Origin of the sequence: Bradyrhizobium sp. Rc2d (assembly GCF_900099855.1) — a bacterium.
Taxonomy (GTDB): Bacteria; Pseudomonadota; Alphaproteobacteria; order Rhizobiales; family Xanthobacteraceae; genus Bradyrhizobium.
Map to the genome: position 1 here is coordinate 1 of NZ_FNCU01000035.1, position 17,950 is coordinate 17,950.

The 17,950-nt window shown below is 62.2% G+C and carries 17 protein-coding genes and 1 tRNA gene; 6 read left to right on the top strand and 12 right to left on the bottom strand.

The genetic code is table 11. The features are described from left to right. Together BLV07_RS31975 and chpT are read right to left on the bottom strand one after the other, a co-directional pair. On the bottom strand, positions 1–293 hold a 293-nt coding region (locus BLV07_RS31975; protein WP_176945891.1), incomplete at its 3' end, for an Hpt domain-containing protein. Between the two features lie 197 nt (positions 294–490). After that, positions 491–1,144 carry a histidine phosphotransferase ChpT gene (chpT, locus tag BLV07_RS31980; protein ID WP_164935214.1) on the bottom strand — a complete coding sequence of 218 codons (654 nt, stop codon included), beginning with the start codon at positions 1,142–1,144 and terminating at the stop codon, positions 491–493. 206 nt (positions 1,145–1,350) lie between these two features. Here chpT and cysQ point away from each other — a divergent pair, with 206 nt between their 5' ends. Then, positions 1,351–2,175, top strand: coding sequence for a 3'(2'),5'-bisphosphate nucleotidase CysQ (cysQ, locus tag BLV07_RS31985; protein ID WP_244551262.1), 825 nt, complete (start codon positions 1,351–1,353; stop codon positions 2,173–2,175). Here the strand turns inward: cysQ and BLV07_RS31990 are convergent. Continuing rightward, positions 2,169–2,663 (bottom strand): YHS domain-containing (seleno)protein, encoded by a 495-nt coding sequence (locus BLV07_RS31990; protein WP_091893922.1) that lies wholly within the window; start codon positions 2,661–2,663, stop codon positions 2,169–2,171. The genes cysQ and BLV07_RS31990 overlap by 7 nt on opposite strands. 138 nt (positions 2,664–2,801) lie before the next feature. Here BLV07_RS31990 and BLV07_RS31995 point away from each other — a divergent pair, with 138 nt between their 5' ends. The 3 genes from BLV07_RS31995 to BLV07_RS32005 all read left to right on the top strand — a co-directional run bounded on the left by BLV07_RS31995 (position 2,802) and on the right by BLV07_RS32005 (position 5,056). Next, on the top strand, positions 2,802–3,407 hold the full coding sequence (locus tag BLV07_RS31995; RefSeq protein WP_091893924.1) for a DUF1134 domain-containing protein: 606 nt from the start codon (positions 2,802–2,804) through the stop codon (positions 3,405–3,407). Between the two features lie 118 nt (positions 3,408–3,525). Further along, the gene (locus tag BLV07_RS32000; RefSeq protein ID WP_091893926.1) at positions 3,526–4,824 is read left to right on the top strand and encodes a coiled-coil domain-containing protein; all 1,299 of its coding nucleotides are present in this window, start codon (positions 3,526–3,528) and stop codon (positions 4,822–4,824) included. A gap of 157 nt (positions 4,825–4,981) precedes the next feature. Next, a tRNA-Val gene (locus BLV07_RS32005) sits at positions 4,982–5,056 on the top strand. Between the two features lie 517 nt (positions 5,057–5,573). On the opposite strand, the gene BLV07_RS32015 is transcribed toward BLV07_RS32005, so the two are convergent. Continuing rightward, positions 5,574–5,969 carry a hypothetical protein gene (locus tag BLV07_RS32015; protein WP_143035539.1) on the bottom strand — a complete coding sequence of 132 codons (396 nt, stop codon included), beginning with the start codon at positions 5,967–5,969 and terminating at the stop codon, positions 5,574–5,576. Positions 5,970–6,798: 829 nt separating this feature from the next. Between BLV07_RS32015 and BLV07_RS32020 the strand changes: the two genes are divergently transcribed. Continuing rightward, positions 6,799–7,248 (top strand): mobile mystery protein B, encoded by a 450-nt coding sequence (locus tag BLV07_RS32020; RefSeq protein ID WP_244551263.1) that lies wholly within the window; start codon positions 6,799–6,801, stop codon positions 7,246–7,248. 353 nt (positions 7,249–7,601) lie between these two features. Here BLV07_RS32020 and BLV07_RS50395 read toward each other — a convergent pair whose 3' ends face one another. The 6 genes from BLV07_RS50395 to mntR form a co-directional block, all read right to left on the bottom strand. Beyond that, complete coding sequence (locus BLV07_RS50395; protein WP_502690263.1) at positions 7,602–7,859, bottom strand: integrase core domain-containing protein; 258 nt, start codon at positions 7,857–7,859, stop codon at positions 7,602–7,604. Beyond that, positions 7,748–8,527, bottom strand: coding sequence for a DDE-type integrase/transposase/recombinase (locus BLV07_RS32025; protein ID WP_502690265.1), 780 nt, complete (start codon positions 8,525–8,527; stop codon positions 7,748–7,750). Before BLV07_RS32025 ends, BLV07_RS50395 begins: the two co-directional genes overlap by 112 nt. Next, the gene (locus tag BLV07_RS50400) at positions 8,521–8,727 is read right to left on the bottom strand and encodes a transposase (RefSeq protein WP_502690264.1); all 207 of its coding nucleotides are present in this window, start codon (positions 8,725–8,727) and stop codon (positions 8,521–8,523) included. The genes BLV07_RS32025 and BLV07_RS50400 overlap by 7 nt, the downstream gene beginning before the upstream one ends. A 307-nt stretch (positions 8,728–9,034) precedes the next feature. Further along, positions 9,035–10,393, bottom strand: a complete 1,359-nt coding sequence (locus BLV07_RS32030) for a nucleotidyltransferase family protein (protein WP_091893934.1) — start codon at positions 10,391–10,393, stop codon at positions 9,035–9,037. Positions 10,394–10,423: 30 nt separating this feature from the next. Beyond that, the gene (locus BLV07_RS46660; protein ID WP_176945892.1) at positions 10,424–11,677 is read right to left on the bottom strand and encodes a hypothetical protein; all 1,254 of its coding nucleotides are present in this window, start codon (positions 11,675–11,677) and stop codon (positions 10,424–10,426) included. 1,200 nt (positions 11,678–12,877) lie between these two features. Further along, on the bottom strand, positions 12,878–13,351 hold the full coding sequence (gene mntR / locus BLV07_RS32045; protein WP_091893940.1) for a manganese-binding transcriptional regulator MntR: 474 nt from the start codon (positions 13,349–13,351) through the stop codon (positions 12,878–12,880). A 222-nt stretch (positions 13,352–13,573) separates the two neighbouring features. On the opposite strand from mntR, the gene BLV07_RS32050 reads away from it, so the two are divergent. After that, complete coding sequence (locus BLV07_RS32050) at positions 13,574–16,750, top strand: TonB-dependent receptor domain-containing protein (RefSeq protein ID WP_176945893.1); 3,177 nt, start codon at positions 13,574–13,576, stop codon at positions 16,748–16,750. A 25-nt stretch (positions 16,751–16,775) separates the two neighbouring features. Here BLV07_RS32050 and BLV07_RS32055 read toward each other — a convergent pair whose 3' ends face one another. Both BLV07_RS32055 and exbD read right to left on the bottom strand, forming a co-directional pair. After that, positions 16,776–17,528, bottom strand: coding sequence for an energy transducer TonB (locus BLV07_RS32055; RefSeq protein WP_091893944.1), 753 nt, complete (start codon positions 17,526–17,528; stop codon positions 16,776–16,778). Beyond that, complete coding sequence (gene exbD, locus BLV07_RS32060) at positions 17,525–17,950, bottom strand: TonB system transport protein ExbD (RefSeq protein WP_244551264.1); 426 nt, start codon at positions 17,948–17,950, stop codon at positions 17,525–17,527. Before exbD ends, BLV07_RS32055 begins: the two co-directional genes overlap by 4 nt.

A 17,950-nucleotide genomic window follows, 5' to 3' on the forward strand; every position in this document is an offset into this window, starting at 1 on the left:
GCCAAAATCTCCTTGATGCGGTCGATCGAGGACAGGATCACCGTCACCGCCTGCCCGGTCACCGGCATGCCGTCGCGGAATTTGCCCATCAGCGTCTCGCCGGCATGCGCCAGCGCTTCCAGCCGCGGCAGGCCGAGGAAGCCGCAGGTGCCCTTGATGGTGTGGACCAGGCGGAAGATGTTATCCAGGATCTTGGCGTTGTTCGGCTCCTGCTCGAACTTCACCAGCTGATTGTCGACGGTGTCCAGGCTCTCGCTGGTCTCCGTCAAAAACTCCCGCAACAGATCATCCATGAAAACAGGCCTTCATACAGGAAGGGCGCGCACGAGGCGTGATGCGCCATTTCGGAATGGGGCCAGCTTCACCGCAAAGCGTTTAATATTGGTTGAGTAAGTGCAAAAGAACGGAACCAACAAAGAGATAAGGCGCTCCGGACAAACCGAAGCGCCTCGTAAAGATTGGATTAAGACTTCGAGAGCGAAGGGCGCGTTTACGAAGCGGTAACGGTGATGGCTTCGCCTTCCGGTGCGAGCCTCACGGTGAGCCCGCAGGCCTGCGCCAACAGCCTGGTATAATAAGGCTGGATTGCATGCGCATCTGCGGCAGGTCCGCGCTCGCCGCTCAGGAGCTCGGAGATGTTCTGCGGCAGGCGCGCATTGTGTCCGGTCGCGGTGATGCGGAAGCTCATCGTCTCGCCCTCGCCGATCGGATCGATCGTCAGCATGCCGCCGCGCGGGATCGTGTGCTGGGCAACCACCAGCATGTTGAGCAGCAGCTTGACGCGATTCTTCGGCAGCAGCAGCCGCGGCAGATTCCAGGTGATCGAGCACTTGCCGTCCTCGATGTGGCCGCGCGCCATGGTCTGGGCATCGCCGAGATCGATCTGCGCACCGGAGGACCCAGCGGCGCCGAAAGCAAGGCGGCAGAACTGGAGCCGGGCCGAGGCGGTCTTGGCACTCTTGCGGATGAGGTCGAGCGCGAACTCGCGGTCCTCGGGCTTGGGATCGTCGTCGAGCACTTCGAGCCCATTGACGATGGCGCCGACGGGGCTGATGAGATCGTGGCAGACCCGCGAGCACAAGAGCGCAGCGAGTTCGAGCATATCGGGAGCAGTAACGGTCGCGGGCGACGAGGCGTCAGACATATAATGGGGTCCTGGAGGGTTCCTGGAATTGCACGGCGCTGGACGCCGCGAATCACGCATGCTTGACGGATGCTGCGGGTTCTAACATTCGCAAGCCCGCGGCAGCTAGCTTGCGATCACTTCGAGGCGGCCATAAGCCCCCGATCGAATCAATCCGGGCGAATCAGTCGAGGAGGAACGAAATTGCCGATGAATGAGGCATCCAGGTGAAAAGGATCATCGACGCCGCGGCCGCATCCGGCCTGATGGAGCCGCTCACCGCGCTGGTAGTCAAGGCGGGCGAAGCGATCCTTGCCGTCAACCGCGCGGCGATGCGGGTGGACGGCAAGCAGGACGGCTCGCCGGTGACCGAGGCGGATCTTGCCGCCGACCGCATCATCGCGGAGGGCCTGGCGCAGCTTGCAGCCGACGTGCCGACGCTGTCGGAAGAACGGAGCCAGCTCGCCTCGCCGCCGTTTCGCGAGAGCTTCTTCCTGATCGATCCGCTCGACGGCACCAAGGAATTCGTCGCCGGCCGCGACGAGTTCACCGTCAACCTCGCCCTGGTGACTGAAGGCGTGCCGCTGCTCGGCATCGTGTCTGCGCCCGCGCTCGGGCTACTCTGGCGCGGCATTGTCGGCCGCGGCGCCGAGCGCGTGAGGTTTGACGGCGCAACCATCGGCGCGGCCGAGCCGATCCATACTCGCAAGCTTCCGGCGCCGGGCGAGCCCTGGATCGCGGCGGTGAGCCGCTCGCATGGCGATCCCAAGAGCGAGGCGTTCATCGATGGCAGGCCCAATGCCGTCAGGCGGACGGTCGGCTCGGCCGTGAAATTCGGCCGGATCGCGGAAGGCAGCGCCGACATCTATCCCCGCTTCGGACCGACCTCTGAATGGGACGTCGGGGCCGGCTCTGCGGTCGTGACCGCGGCGGGCGGCAGGGTGACCGACGGCCAGGGCGGCGAGCTCCGCTTCGGCCAGCGCAGCGGCAGCGGGTTCATCATCCCGGAGTTCATCGCCTGGGGCGACCCGCAGGCGGTCGACCGCTACTGACCGAGCTGGTCCTGGAGGGCCGGCCAGCGCTTGCCGACCTCATAGAGGAAGCGCTCCGGATTGGCGGCGAAGGCGTCGCGATTGGCTTCCCGGCTGAACAGATAGAGCCGCTGCGCCACGAGCGCGAAGAAGCGAGGATTGCCGGCGATGACGACACCGCGGGCGATATCGGCCGGATCATAGCCGCCGAATTGCGGCCCGTAGATCTCGGGATGGGAGAGGAAGGAGGCCCGGTTGCCCTCGTTGCGGAAGCGCCAGACCGCGCCCCAGAGGTTCGCCTCGAACTGCGCCTTCCCTCGCATGGCCGCGCCATCGACGAAATAGGCGACGGGATCGAAGCCCTCGATGGCAACGCCGCTGAACCGGTTGACGACGATCCGCTCGGTGGTGGCAGCCCCCGCCGGCAACCCTGCGCAGATGATCCAAATGCCCGCCAGCAGGCAGACGAGGCAAACGCGGCGGCCGATCAAGGCAATTCCGGGGCGCAAAGGGCTATCTTCCTGCCGTTGTGCCGTCATAGTTGCTGCGGATAACATCCGAGTCGAGGGGACATCCGGCGCAACCTAGAACCTGCCTGTTGGCGTCAGGTTAAGGAAGCGATCGGTTTCGATACCAGGGGTTCTTTTATGACTTTCGCATCACGCCTTGCTGCGCTCGCGCTCGCCGCGATGGTCGGCTGGATCGTGCCGGCCTCCGCCCAGCAGGCGCCGCCGCCCAACCTGCCGCCGCCACAGCGCTCCCCGACGCCCAATACCTATGGGCCGGACGAGCTGGTGACCGCTGGTCATCGCTTCTTCGGCAACGTCTCGCGCGGGCTCGCCTCGATCATCGAGAAGGCGGTCAGCCAATGGGGTCTGCCCAACGGCTACATCCTGGGTGAGGAAGGTTCCGGCGCCTTCGTCGCCGGCCTGCGCTACGGTGAAGGCACGCTCTACACCAAGAACGCCGGCGACCTGCGCGTCTATTGGCAGGGCCCCTCGCTCGGCTTCGACTGGGGCGGCGACGGCGCCCGCACCATGACGCTGGTCTATAACCTGCCCGCGACCAACGCGATCTACCAGCGCTTCGCCGGCCTCGACGGATCGGCCTATATCATCGGCGGCTTCGGCATGACGGCGCTCACCGCCAACAACATCGTGCTGGTGCCGATTCGCTCCGGCCTCGGCCTGCGGCTGGGAGCCAATATCGGCTATCTCAAATACACGCCGCGTGCGACCTGGAACCCGTTCTAGGTCTCCTCTCCCAGCTGGGTACGGATCAAGGTTAACGACAGAGCGGGGCTGGCTTTTTGCCGGCCCGCCATGGCATTGTCGTTGGTAAATTTTTCCTTAGCTCTGGGAGTTTTGGCCCATGGTCGAACCGATCATGTACCTGGCGATCGGTTTCCTGCTCTCGATGCTGTGCGGGCTTGCCCTCGTGCCGCTGGTGCATAACCGTGCGGTGCGCCTGACCACGCGCCGGCTCGAGGCCGCCACCCCGCTGTCGATGGCCGAGATCCAGGCCGACAAGGACCAGCTCCGCGCCGAATTCGCCATGTCGGCGCGGCGGCTGGAGATGAGCGTCGAGCAGCTCAAGAACAAGACCACGAGCCAGCTCGCCGAGCTCGGCAAGAAGAGCGACGCCATCAACCGCATGAAGATCGAACTGGGCGAAAAGAACGCCACGATCTTCGCACTCGAGGCGCGCGAGAAGGCGATGAAGGAGCAGCTCCGCGCCACCGAGGAGGAGTTCAACGCCAAGACCGAGGCGCTGCACGCCGCCGAGCTGGCGCTGAGCGACAAGCAGGCCGAGCTCGCCAAGATCAACTCTGAACTGTCCGACCGTTCGATCATGGCGGAGAGCCGCCAGGTCGAGCTCGTCGCGGTGCGCGCGCAGATCGAGGAATTGAAGAACCGCGTCGGCGATGCCGAGAAGGAGTTTGCCGCGACGCAGGCGCGCCTCGCGCACGAGCGGACCGAATCCGAGACCGCCTCGCGCGAACTCGGCGAGGCGCGCGGCCGCGTCGAGAATTTGAGCCAGCGCGTCACCGAGCTCGATCGCCAGCTCATCGTGCAGGTGAAGGAGGCCGAGATGCTGTCGGGCCGCGTCGCCGACCTCGAGGGACGCCTCGCCACGCAGGGCAAGCTGCTCGCCGAGCGCGACTACGAGAACAACCAGCTCCGCCAGGCCAATGAAAGTGCCGAACGCACCGTCAAGGAGCTCCGCGTCGAGATCGCCGCCTTGAGCGGCGGCAAGTCGTCGGCCGCGTTCGAAGCGTTGCGCGCGGAAAAGGCAGCGCTGGAGGAGCAGCTCCGTACCGCGCGCGACGAGCGCGCAAAGCTCCAGCGCGACATCAACGCGATCCAGCAGCAGGCGGAGAGCTCCTGGGCGACCGAGCGGATGGAGAATGCGCTGCTGCGCGAGCGCATCAACGACATCGCCGCCGAGGTCGCCAAGCTCGCGATGCAGCTCGAAGGCCCGAACTCGCCGATCGAGGCGTTGCTCGCGGCCGAGGCGGGCCAGCCGCCGAAGCCGGCGCCGCGCCCGGCCAACGACGCCGCGAGCAACGGCGCGGCCGGTAGCACCCTGCCCGAAGGCGGCGGAACGCTCGCCGAGCGCATCCGCGCGCTCCAGGCCCACGCCTCCCGCGCCCGCCAACAGGGCGCGTAATTGGGCCAAAACCCGGCTTCCCACCGAATTGCGTGGCTTGCGGCAGGTTTTCCGGCCGCAACCCGCCTGGAAACTTGACACCTTCGGCCCGCACTTCTAAATCGCGGGCTCCGATCTGCCGGCCGGCCGAAAGTCCGGCCGCCTGCATGATGGTCCCGGGCGCATAGCTCAGCGGGAGAGCGTTCCCTTCACACGGGAGAGGTCCAAGGTTCGATCCCTTGTGCGCCCACCATTAGCCCCGAAAATTCAGTAACTTACTGCCTCGCTTCCCTCGCGGTGTGCCCGGAAGAAACTGGGGCACAATGGGGGCACACCGCTTGTCTCACCTTTAGGGGCGCGAGCAATCGCTCGCCTTATTGGCCAACAAGATTGTCGATGTGGTTGGCGGCGCACATTCGCGGCCCGTTGATCGGCTTGGCGAAGCGGCGACTAATGCATTGCTCACTAAGGCGCTGAACCCGGGCCGAGCATTCTCGCAGCGAGTTCCTGGAATTGCGTTACGACATCTGGACCGACCTCGGCGACGTTCGCGACAGCGAGGATCCTGTCCGGCCTCGAGCAGCAAAGTAAGAGGACGCCGAGGCCGCCCGGCTGGAGGCCTAGCTCGATGAGGCGGGACTTCGCCGCGAGGCATGAATCGGCCAGACCAGCTGCGACCACTCGTCTCAAGTCCTGCACAACAGCGAGCGCCACTCCTGGAGAACATTTGCCCCGTGATACTTCCCGTCCATCGATCGGAATGGCACTATTTATCGCATCGAGCAGTTCGTGAATGATGGCAAGGTCGAGCGTGAGAACGACCTCTTCGCCTGCCTCGGTCTAATCGTTAGCACCGCACCCACAGCCCGGACGGCTACTTTCATTTTCCAGGCGTGGTAGATGTTTTCAATTTTCCGACCATGTAGTTCTTCTCGTGCGCGGAAGATCTCAGCGCGTCTAGCCAGAACCTCACTCGAGTTTATGTTCCCGAAATGCGGCTCTCTTGAAAGTTTGCCCAACGCCTCGCGAAGGTTGGCAGCAGTCTCTCGGCCCAACAGAATGCCTACCGTCTCGGTGTGATTGAGATCGATGCCGATGACTAGAATTGGCGTCGACGAGACGATTTCCACCCCGACGACGAATGAGTTCACGAATCCTTCCGTCAAGATATTTTTCCTCCGAGACGCTGCTTGCATGCTCACGAACGAAGACTGCTGAGCGCTGGCCCATTTCAATACCTCACCTAAAAATCGCCAGCCTCAGCCACTGGAGCGATGGCATGCAGCAGCGAAGGCAAGCGAATCTAAGCCGAGTGAGCGATGGTGTCGTCGGCCGCAATGCTCTCCGCAAACGCCACGCGCCGCCTTCGATGGTGACGCATCCTAGCTTTTCAAGCTCGACGAGGCGAGCGGACAGCTTTACATCGCTTATCACGGCGTCAACGTCCTTTGACTCTGCTACAACATTGCGCCACTCGCTGAGCAGTTCCTAGCAGGTTTCGCGGTTTCCGAGTCGCTTGAGGGCCCACAGAATGGAGGCGTCGGTGGGATCAAGTGTCACGGCGACGGAGTTGCGAAATACCTTGATGAAGAACAATCCAGCGTTAGTGGCCGCCAACCAAAAACTTGATCGCATCCTGGGCCGCGAACGCAACACCCGCGACGGTCGTAAGCGCTTGAATGATGGAACGACCCCCACCTTTTTCGCATTCCTCACGACGTCCCGGAGCGAGGTCGAGCTTGCTTTGCCATCAGCCTTGCAGGTGATAACGGGCAGCCTCGTCCTTCACACCCAAGAACATCAGAATGTAGCTCTTGCAGTTGTCGTAGTCGGAGCGGGGCGCCTCGATCCTGGTGGGAGCCGGGATGAGCAAAAACGCGCAACGCCCGGCCGACGACTCGCCCGAGCCTCCCTTGTGGGGGGACTTGCTGAAGAAGATGGTCGCGCGGCTCTATTCGCACGATCCCGACGCTGCGCCAAAGGACCCACTTCGTATTGCCGAACAGTACCGCACCTACTTTGGTCAGGCTGGATTGGACGAATTCATTCGGTCCAACTTCCCGACAAGTCCTGGCTGCCGGGCACGCTGCATATGGATTTGTTGAAGCTGCCAACCTCGGCGTCGCACCACATCTAATCGAAGTCTCGCTGCATCAGGTGCTCGACGACGCAAGGTATTGGGTCGAGAACAACACTTACCCACCAGACGAACTTGCCGTTCGCTTCCATCACCGCCTCGTATCCGTACACCCGTTTCCAAACGGCAACGGCCGATGGTCACGATTGGCTGCTGATGTGTTGATCGTGCAGCTTGGCAGCCAACGCTTCACATGGGGCGCCGCCGACTTGCAGACAGCCGGCACCGCCCGCACAGCCTACATCGCGGCGCTCCAGGCGGCCGACAATCATGATCTTGGGCCGCTCATCGCTTTCGCACGATCATGAGCTGGTCAAATCATCACTCCGGCAAAGCCTCGACAAAGTCCCGCATCGCAACGAAGAGCTCATAGCCGGATTACTGCACCAGTTTGGCACCAGAAACGACCCGGCCGAGGCGCAACGAACGCGATCAGATTCAAACAAAAAGTCCGCATATTCAACGAAGCCAGACGCTATCCCGTCGCTCATAACGGCCTGGTTGCTGGTTCGAGGCCTGCCGCACATATCGGGAAATCGCCCGCGCTTGATTTTGACTAGCCTCCTTCATCCTGCAGCTTTGAAGGCGCCATTACTCGTACACTGGGCCTCCCCCGAGACCAGGAGAGCAGATCAAATGCCGGTGACCTGCCACCGAACTTTCATCCGGCCGCGGTTAGAGCCTCGGGGTTTTGTACGCCAAGTGGCGCGGTTGGAGCAACGGACGATCGGCGGAGCTGGTCGGGGTTGCGTAGCCGATCGTCCGTTGCGGTGAGGTGGGCGGCATAAGCCGCGGGAGTCATGTATTTCAGCGACGAGTGAGGCCGCTGAAGATTGTAGTCGGCAACCCAATTGGCGATCTTGGCGCGGGCGTCGTCGAGATCGAAGAAGAGAGTCTCGTTGAGCAGCTCGTCACGCATCCGGCCGTTGAAACTCTCGACGAAGCCGTTCTGCATCGCTTTCCCGGTGCAATGAAGTGCCAGTCGATGGCTGCGTCCCTGCACCAGGCGAGCATGGCATTGCAGGTGAACTCGGTGCCGTGGTCGGACACGATCATTCCTGGCTTGCCGCGTCGTTCGACGACGGCCGTCAGTTCGCGAGCGACGCGTCGTCCTGAGATCGACGTATCCGGAATGGCGCCCAGACATTCCTTGCTGACGTCGTCGACGATGTTGAGGATGCGGAAGCGCCGACCGTTGGCGAATTGGTCGTGGACGAAATCCAGCGACCAGCGCGCGTTGGGCATCGCCTCGACTAGGATCGGGGCACGGGTCCCCACGGCCTTGCGGCGAGCCCGCCGCTTGCGGACGGTGAGCCCTTCTTCCCGATAAAGCCGGTAGATCCGGTTGATCCCCGATGGCTCACCCTCCCGCCGCAGCAGCACGAACAGCCGGCGGTAGCCGAAACGCCGCCGCTCGTTGGCAAGGTCACGCAGCCGGCCACGGAGAGTCGCATCCGGAGGACGGCTGGAGCGATAGCGGATCATCTTCCGATCCGCTCCGACAATCGAACAGGCCCGCCGCTCCGACAGGCTCATGACGGCCTGCAGATGCGCGACCGCAGCGCGCTTGGCGGCGGGCCCTACCATTTTTTTGAAAGAAGCTCGCGAAGGGCGGCGGCGTCGAGCATCTGCTCGGCTAGAAGCTTCTTCAGCTTCGCGTTCTCGTCCTCCAGCGCCCTCAGCCGCTTCGCCTCTGAAACGTCCATGCCGCCGAATTTGGCCTTCCAATTGTAGATCGTTGCTTCCGAGACCCGTGCCTGCGAGCCAGGTCGGCCGTCTTGCCCCAACCTCATGCTCCTTCAACACTGCGATAATCTGCTCTTCCGTGAACCTTGCTCGCTTCATCTGTCCGTCCTTCTTCGGGCCGGACTCTAACTCCATCTGGAGGAAATACGCAGTGGCAGGTCACCGTGAACCGATGTCAGCAGCACGGCGCCGGTTCTGACGGTTGTTCGGCATGGACGAGGACGACTTGCGCGAGGTCATATTCGGAAGCGACGGGAAACAGGTCGGGAGCGGTGCGCGCCAGTTAGCGGCGGGCAAGGACGGTCCCGACTTCCTGCCGAAGACCGCGACTCTGAATGGAAACAGGCATTAAGCGCGGACAACTGAGGCCGGTGGGCTGCTCCATCCCTCGGGTTCGATTCTGATCCTGCGCGCTTGCAAGTGGTTATGCACGGCGTCGATGAAGTGCACGTTCACATCTTCGTCGAGATCACGTCTGACGCATATTTGGATTCCCGCCCCGGCCGACTCCTCTGCGGCTCGGCGCAGCATCCTTTCAGCGTCGACCGCGAGGATCAAAGCTGCTGCGGCTGCGAGGTCAGGAAGCGTTGAATAGTCAACCCGCTTGCGGCTCCGATAAAATTCCAAATGTTCGAACCAAGCGTGCAGGATCCATTTATCGGAGCCGTGTTCAACTTTGCGCCGGAGTGCGACGCTGGTGCCCTTGAAGGGCGTGGCATTGACCAGCGCGATCGCTTCCCGACCATCGAATCCTCCGGCTTTCAGACGTTTGGGCACCCACGGATAGCTAGCAAGATCGCGATTGTCCCCGACAATGCGTAATCCCTCGGGGTACTGAGGGAACAACTTGTGTGCATCGTCTGTCCAACCGCGAAAGATGTCGTACGGAGAAACACCGCCCCATTTGGAGAACCCCGCCACCCACCGACCATCCATCGGGCGCAGACCGTTTGGAGTAAAATCCGGCATTTCAGCAGGCGGGGCCAAGTCATTTTGTCGCCCATTGGACTGGGGATGACAAGATAATATCGGATCGTTGACCCGTCCGCCTCTCGCTCGGTCATAGATGAGGCGGCAGGGAGCCCCTAGGTCGACAAGATCGCTGACATCGGATTGGACGCCGGCGAGGAGTGGATGCCGCCGTGGTCCATAAAGAGCGCGTTCCGTTATCCATGTTTCTGCCGACCAGACCAAGCCGCGGCTGGTCGGAACGTCGTCGCGGCGCGACAGAAGCTCCTTGAGATGCCGCTTCATCAAAGCATAATCCGCGAGATATTCTGGGCGCCGACTCGTTTCTAGCGCGAGATCGATGTCTCCTACTGTCTCCTCACCTCGCATCAAGCTGCCAAAAACCCAGACCCGTTCAACGTATCGTACCGCATCTGTGTCTTGGTTGAGCATTTCGACATGGCGCAGGAAATCGTCCAGTACCATCTGCGCCTGAGCCAAAGCAGTCCGGCGCACGACCCTTCCGCGCGCAACAGTCTCACCTTTTTCCGAGACCGTAAATCCATCTTTGAGTTCGATCAGCCCGCGATCGAGGCACTCTTCAAACACGATAGCGCCGTCACGGCGGAGCGGAAAAACCGACTTGAGGTCAATCAGATTTCCGGGTGACCCCGTTCTCATGAATCCACGGAGCGCGTTCTTGAAAACGGCGGGCTTGTAACCCGCAATCAGTATATCTCGTCCAAAACTGACGCCCATCGTGCGCTCGGAGAACGGAAACTGCAGAAACTATCGACCATCATCTCCACGGAGCGGTACGACGTTGTTTGACGATAACGGCGCCGCTGGCGGCGCCAACGAAGCAGGCCGCAACTCTTCCGGAAGAATCTCTGGATTGTAACGCTCAATGAGCTGCCGGATGCGACGCACGTCCCCAGCATCGACCTTGAACCCGACATTGCGCAAATGCTTGGCTGCGTTTCGGTTAACATGCTCGCCAGATGGGGCAGGTCCAGTAGGTTTCCTTGAAGATGCGCGAAGGACCGCCGCGACGAGTATTTCGAGTGAAAAACCGTGGCTGACGGCAATGTTTGCGAGCTCCGCGCGATCGCGCTTATCCTGCGCAGCCGCCGCATCCCTTTCGCGGCGGGCACGCAGTTCGGCGGCATCCTCAAGGCTCCAAGCTGTCACTCGGCGGATCGAAGACCGATATCGGGAAGCATCAGCCTCAGCGACTTCCTCTTGAGTCACAAAATCAAACGCATCAACGACATCAACCTCGAAGCTATATTCAAGCTGACTGATCAAACCTTCGTAGGCAGAACGAACGGCGCAAATCAGAATAGAGTCCACGACATCCGCATTGTAGGTAGCGTAGGGGCCATAATTTTCGCGCGGTTCTGGCCGCAAGTTTCCTACCCCACGAATGTACATGAGTTCATTGGAAGGGCGGCTATCAAAGGTCGGATCTTCATCGCCGACGAACCAGTGGAAGTCGGGCGGCTCACGCCACTTTCGGTGCGTAATCAGATTGGAATAATGGTGATCCGCTCGATGCCAGTCAAAATCTGTCAGTTTCCAGCCACCTGGATGCCAGCGCACGGACAGATTGTTCATCTTGGTGATATGCGCAGACACCTCGATACGTGGCCTGGCTAAACGGTCCTTTTCCAAGCGCGATCGAACTTGAGCAAAATCGAGCGTCTGCCAGTTAAAGAGTTTTGCAAAGGCTTCTCCAGGACGATCGCTCAGCCAACCGATCAGATCGGATAGAACCGTCTTCGTATTTGGCGGCCGGTCATGTCGCTCGATATCGCGGACTTGAAGGCCAAGACGACCAAGTTCTCTCAGAATATGAGAAACATATTCGCCAACAGGCTCGATCATGGCGCCGCTGTACCAGTTGACAGGACGGAACAGCTTTAATTTGGGGGGCATCGGTGGGTGAACGATGCGTCGCGAACCCTTGCGACCCGCTTCTTTGGCCATCTCGTTCTCCGATTTCACTTCTGTGAAAATATTGATTTGGGCCTTTAAAGCCAATTTGGGATGATCTGCCTCCTACGAGGAGGAATGTGGCACTACTTTAAAAACGGAGCGGAGAAGAAGGAAGGCTTGGTGACGCATTCGAAGGCCATCGTCGACTTATAACTTGAACTAGAACCACGGGATTTTAAGCGATGTCAAGTTTCGCGCAGTCTGCCGGACGAAAAGCGAGGCGGCGGGTTTAAGGAGCCCCTAAGCTCGGCGTTCGCTACCATCGCGTACGAAGTCGTGGCGATCGCGGTTTGGCGCCGGAAATCGTGGGCGGGAGAGCGAGTCGAATCCCCGAGCTGAACTATCCGCTTCTAGTTCTGCAGCAAGCAGTTTCCTGTGGCGACGGGCAGAACAGATTGTCCGTTTTGCTCGCTCTAGTATCCTATTCTGCGACGAGCACGTGCACGGCCTGTACCATCGCATCTGCGCGCTGTATCGAATGGGGGTGAAGATACAGAAGTAAGGAAAAGTCGCACAGCAAACTGGCCGCGCAACATCAACCACAGAAAACGTCGCACGAGACCCGTTTTGTTCTCAACCGACATCCGGCGAAGTTATTGGAAACCAAGGGTTTTTGCTTGGTGGGCGCACCAGGGCTCGAACCTGGGACCCGCTGATTAAGAGTCAGCCACAGGTGATGGACAATCAAAGACTTGCCGGTCGCACCTTTGGGCTTATCCGATGAAAAAGGGGAATTCGTCGCACGATCATAATGGCTGCGCTCCTCACCCCGCCTTGATTCTAGTTTCGTTGCGCAATCCTGGCGCAGGCTTTCCAAGCCCATGTTGACCTGCCGCTGCCATAATGCATATGCTTATTTTGTAGTATCTGCACGGTGTCGTTTCCATGTCCGACCGATGAACTTCGGGGAATATTGGTCGCCCGGGGCCTTCGACCGTCATCTTGATCGACTTCCTACTGCAAGACGGCGGACGACCGGCCACGATCAGGGCGGTCATCACGCGTGCACAAGATAATGGTCGCAGGATCTCGCGGGCGACCGTCCACAACGGATTGCGCGACTTCGAGCAGTCCCGCTTGACGGAAAGCTGCTCGGTTCATGGTTTTCGCGAGACTCATTTTGCCCTCAACCTGCCGATGATTGGCAATCGGTAAGGTTGAGCCTGAGGCGCAGCCAGATGCCCGCCATGATGGACCCGCGTGTCGAAGCTAAGAGTTCCAAGCCACGCGGATCTCAACGGCTCGTCAACTGGCCTTCTTCACTCCAGACGTCTTGATGAAATCCGAGAATGCCTTGAGCGTCGCTTCGGAAACATGATGCTCGATGCCTTCGGCGTCCGCTTCCGCAGTTTCCCGGGGTATGCCTAGCGCGAGCAGCATCTCCAGCACAACGCGGTGGCGCGCGCGCGCGCGCCTGGCGAGCGCTTCCCCCTTCTCGGTCAGGAAGATACCGCGATAAGGCCGGGCAATCGCCAAGCCCTCCCGCTTGAGCCGCGTGATCGTGTTGATTGCCGTCGGATGAGACACGCCGAGCCGGCGCGCGATATCAGTGGCGCGAGCTTCGCCGGACGATTCGAGCAGGTCGGCAATCAGCTCGACGTAGTCCTCAAGGATTGCAGTCGAGCGCGCCGACCGGGCCTTGCCAAAACGCCTTGCCTGCGCCTGCTCGGTGGGGAGGGCGTGAAGCGATGTCACAACGTCCACAGTCTTCCGGCGCATCTAAAAACCCAGAATCTCACCATCTGACCATGGGCTCTGCATGGCGACATTGCAAGCACACGCGGCATCCCTCCTGTCACCCACTTGCAACAGCTTCGCAATAGCAACAGCCCTGCCTTGACTCTGTAGCCTCGACATCGCAATTGTAGCCTAAGCTACATTTTAATGCATAAGCTAAGTGCATCCGTCTCCCCGGTTGCGCATCGGGGGTTGAAGATGGACATGCGTGTAACCCGTTCGGCTCTTCTGGGCACGACATCGATCGTGATGATTGGCCTCGGTGGCTTTGCATATGCCCAGCCAGCCGCTCCCGGGGGGCCTGCGGCTTCGCCAACCGAGCAGGCCGCGCCGAGCCAGCCGCCTCCTGCCACAACGGCCACTCCGGCGACCCCGGCCCCATCCGACGCTGCCGCGCCTCCCGCCTCGCAGCCATCGAACACAACAGCGTCACCTGCATCATCCGTTGCGCCGGCCGAGGTCGACATTCCCGTCGTCACGGTCGAAGGCCGCCAGTCAAAGCCGGCCCGCCGCGCCAACCGCGGAGCCCCAAGCCGGCCGGCGCCCGGCAACGCAACAACCGCGCCCACGCCCGCTTCGACGACGGCCTTCAGCCAGGCCCCCTTTGCGCCTTCGGTCCAGACCGGCAGCCAGATCCAGTCGAGCACCAGCGCAAGCTTCGGAAACCTGTTCTTCACCGCCCCAGGGGCGACGTCGGCGGGTCTGTCGACCCAATCTGCACGCCCCGTTCTGCGCGGACTGTCGGACGCCAAGGTGCGCATCCAGGAAAACGGCATCGGCAGCGTCGACGTGTCGGACATCGCGCAGGATCACGGCGTCCCGATCGATCCGCTGGCGCTCCAGAAGACCGAGGTGTTCCGCGGACCGGGCGCGCTCCGGTTCGGATCGCAGGCGGTCGGCGGCATCGTCGATGTGACTAACAACCGGATTCCCACGGCCGTTCCGATCGGCGGCGTGGCCACGGAGCTGCGGTCTGCCGTCACCTCGGTCGACAGCGGCTGGGAGAACGGGCTGTTGCTCGACGCCGGAAGCGGCAACGCCGCCGTGCATGCCGACGTCTACGGTCGCGGCGCCCAGGACTATCGCATCCCCAGCTATCCCTACCTCGTGCCCCCCACTCCCGCGCCGGCGTTTAATGGGCGACAGCCGAATTCGGCCACGCAGAGCGCGGGCGCCTCGATCGGCGGCTCCTATCTGTTCGATGGGGGCTTTGCCGGCCTGTCGATCTCGCGCTTCACCAGCGATTACCACGTCCCGGGCATCGCCTCGTCGGAAAGCCAGCAGCACAACCAGCTCGAGCAGACCAAGATTGCCAGCAAGGGCGAATACCGGCCCGATGCCGCAGCCATCGCTGCGTTCCGCTACTGGCTCGGATATTCCGACTATCGGCACGACGAAGTCGACGTCAACAGCACGAACCTCGGCGATTTCCAGACCATCGGCGCGACTTTCAAGAACCGCCAGACCGAGGGCAAGCTCGAGCTCGAAGCTGTGCCGGTCTCGACGCCGCTCGGAATGCTGAGGAGCATCGTCGGCACGCAGGGCGCCTATCAGCAGTTGGACACGCTCGGCCAGGCTATCCTGCTTCCCGCGCAGACGACGACTGCCGCCGCCTATTTCTTCGAGGAGCTCAGGCACACCGACACGCTGCGAACGCAGCTTGCCGGGCGCATCGAGTCCGTCAACGTCTCGGGCACGTCGTTCGATTTTCCGTCGACCAATCTGCCGCCGCCGGACGCGCCGTCGAGTTCGCCGTCCAAATCGAGCTTCCTGCCGACCAGCGTCAGTTTCGGCGTGATCAAGGATCTCCCAGCGAACCTCGAGGCGAGCCTCACGCTCCAACGCGTCCAGCGCGCTCCGCGTGCGCTTGAACTGTTCGCGTCCGGTCCGGACGATTCCGAAAAGACCTTCAAGATCGGCAATCCGGACCTGACGCTGGAGACGGCCAACACCGCGGAGATCGGCCTGAAACGGGCGCGCGGCGACTTCAGATTCAATGCGAACGTCTATTATACGTTCTACGACAAGTTCATCTACGGCCGCGCCACCGGAAATTTCTGCGGCGCGACCTTCGCGACTTGCGCCGCTGGCGGCGATGGGGACTATATCCAGGTCGCCTACTCGCAGCGCGACGCGATTTTCCGCGGCGGTGAATTGTCGTGGCAGTGGGACGTGTTGCCGCTTTCGGACGGCATATTCGGCGTGGAAGGACAGTTCGATACCGTGCGCGCCACCTTCGTGGACGGCACCAACGTGCCGCGCATCCCGCCGTTGCGGGCCGGAGGCGGCATCTACTGGCGCAACGACAACTGGTACACGCGACTGAACTATCTGCACGCGTTCACGCAGAACGATTTCGCCGAATTCGACACGCCGACCAACGGCTACGACCTGCTCAAGCTTCAGATCGAGCACCGGCAGAGATGGCAGACCTCGCCCTGGGGACCGGTGGAGGTCGCGACCGGCCTGATCGGCGACAATCTCCTGAACGCCGATATCCGCAACTCCGTGCAATTCCACAAGGACGAGATTCTTCAGCCCGGGCGGACGTTCAAACTGTTCCTCAACGTCAAATACGGCGCCGAGACGCCTGCAAATGCACCGATCAGCGCCGTGCGGACACAGCAAGCGGACCCGATCTACCGCAAGGCGACCACAGTGCCGTCCTGGGATTGGAGCGGGTTCTACGCCGGCGGCAATCTCGGCTATGTCTGGGAAACCACCACCACATATGCCGGCTTCATCGACAATGCATCGCAGACGCCGCTGTTCGGCAGCACGCCGACGGCCCGGCTCGACAATGCCGGCATCGGCGTGCAGGCCGGATACGACTGGACGGCGGGGCCCGTGATCGCCGGGATCGAGGGCGATTTCACTTACGCGAACCAGCACGGCCGCTCGGCGAGCAACTGTCCCGGTGCGGTCTGCAACGCGGCGCTGCTGCCGCTCAATGCGCCGATGTCGGCTGACCTCGGCTACCGGCTCGACTGGCTGGCATCCATTCGCGGACGCATCGGCATCGCGGTCACGCCAAACGCCGTCGCTTACGTCACCGCTGGCGTTCCGTTTGGCGTCGTCACGGCATCGGGTTCAGTGGCAGGCTTCACGGCCGCGGGGGCTCCCGTCGCAACGCCCTACAATGTGGACACGTTCCGCTTTGGCTGGGCCGCCGGTGCCGGCATCGAGACCCGGCTAGCCGGCAACTGGTCCGGACGGCTCGAATACCTGCACGCGGACCTGGGATCGTTCCGCGCGACGCCGAACCTGCCGGCCGGCATGGCGACCTCGTTCGATGCCGATGCGCGGGTGAAAACCGACACGCTGCGCGTCGGGGTCAATTACAGGTTCGGCGCGGCCGATCGCGCTGCCGTGGCGAACTGACGCGACCGGCCGCGTCAGGGCAGATCTATTTGACGGTGAAACGGATCGGCAGCCTCACGGCCACCGATTGGCCCTCGAATGAATCGGGCGGAGCTGGAAACGGCTGCGCCCGCTGCAGCAATGCGATGGCTTCACCGTCGAGGGCGCTGGAGCCGGAGCTTTGCGTAACCTCAGGATTGCTCACCTGTCCCTTGCGATCCAGCATGAACCGGACCTGCGTGATCCCCTGCTCGCGCCGCGACCGCGCGGCTTCGGGATAGCGCTTGTTGCGCTCGACCAGTGCGAGGATCTGCGAGCGCCAGGTCGCGACCGCCTGCTCGTTCTTCAATTCCGGCCTGCCCTGGATCGGCGCGGCAGCCACCGGCGCCACGCGCTCCGAAACCGCGGCCGGCGCCGAAGTGCTCGCCACGGCCTGCTGGTCGGGGACGGCTTCGGGCTGCGCCTTGGTCGCAGTATCGACGACGGCCTCGGGATTGACTGCCTGCGGCAGTTCCGGCGTCTCGTCGGGTGGCGACACATCCGGCTTCGGCTCCGGCCGGGACTCTGCCATCGTCTGTTCCGGACCGGGCGGGAGATCGGACGGTGTAACCGGCGGCGCTGCCGCATCAGGCGCAAGGTCGACCACGACCGCGCCTGATGGTTCGGCCGGCTGGACGTCATCCGGCTCGCGCCATCCCAGGAGCGATGCCGTCAGCGCGCCGTACAGCGTCACCACGGCAAGACCGCTGAACGTCCAGCGTCTCAGATCGGAGACGTCTTCCGCCGCAAGACTGATCATGGTGCAGTCGACTGCTCCAGGCCGACCAGGGCGACCTTGAGGTAGCCGGCCGTCCGCAATCCGTTCATCACCTGCATCACCTCCCCATAGGGCACCGTCTTGTCGGCGCGCAGGAAGATGCGGCTGTCCTTCTGTCCATGGGTCGCCGCATCGAGCGCCGCGGCCAGTGCTGCGCGGCTCACCGCCTCGTCCCCGACCGACAGCGACAGATCCGGCTTCACGGTGAGATACACCGGCTTGTCCGGACGCGGATGCGGCTGCGCATTCGAAGCCGGCAGATCGACCGCGACATCGACGGTCGCCAGTGGCGCCGCCACCATGAAGATGATGAGAAGCACGAGGATGACGTCGATGAACGGCGTCACGTTGATGTCGTTGACCTCGGCAAGCTCGGTGCCGGACTGGCTGAGATTGACCGCCAC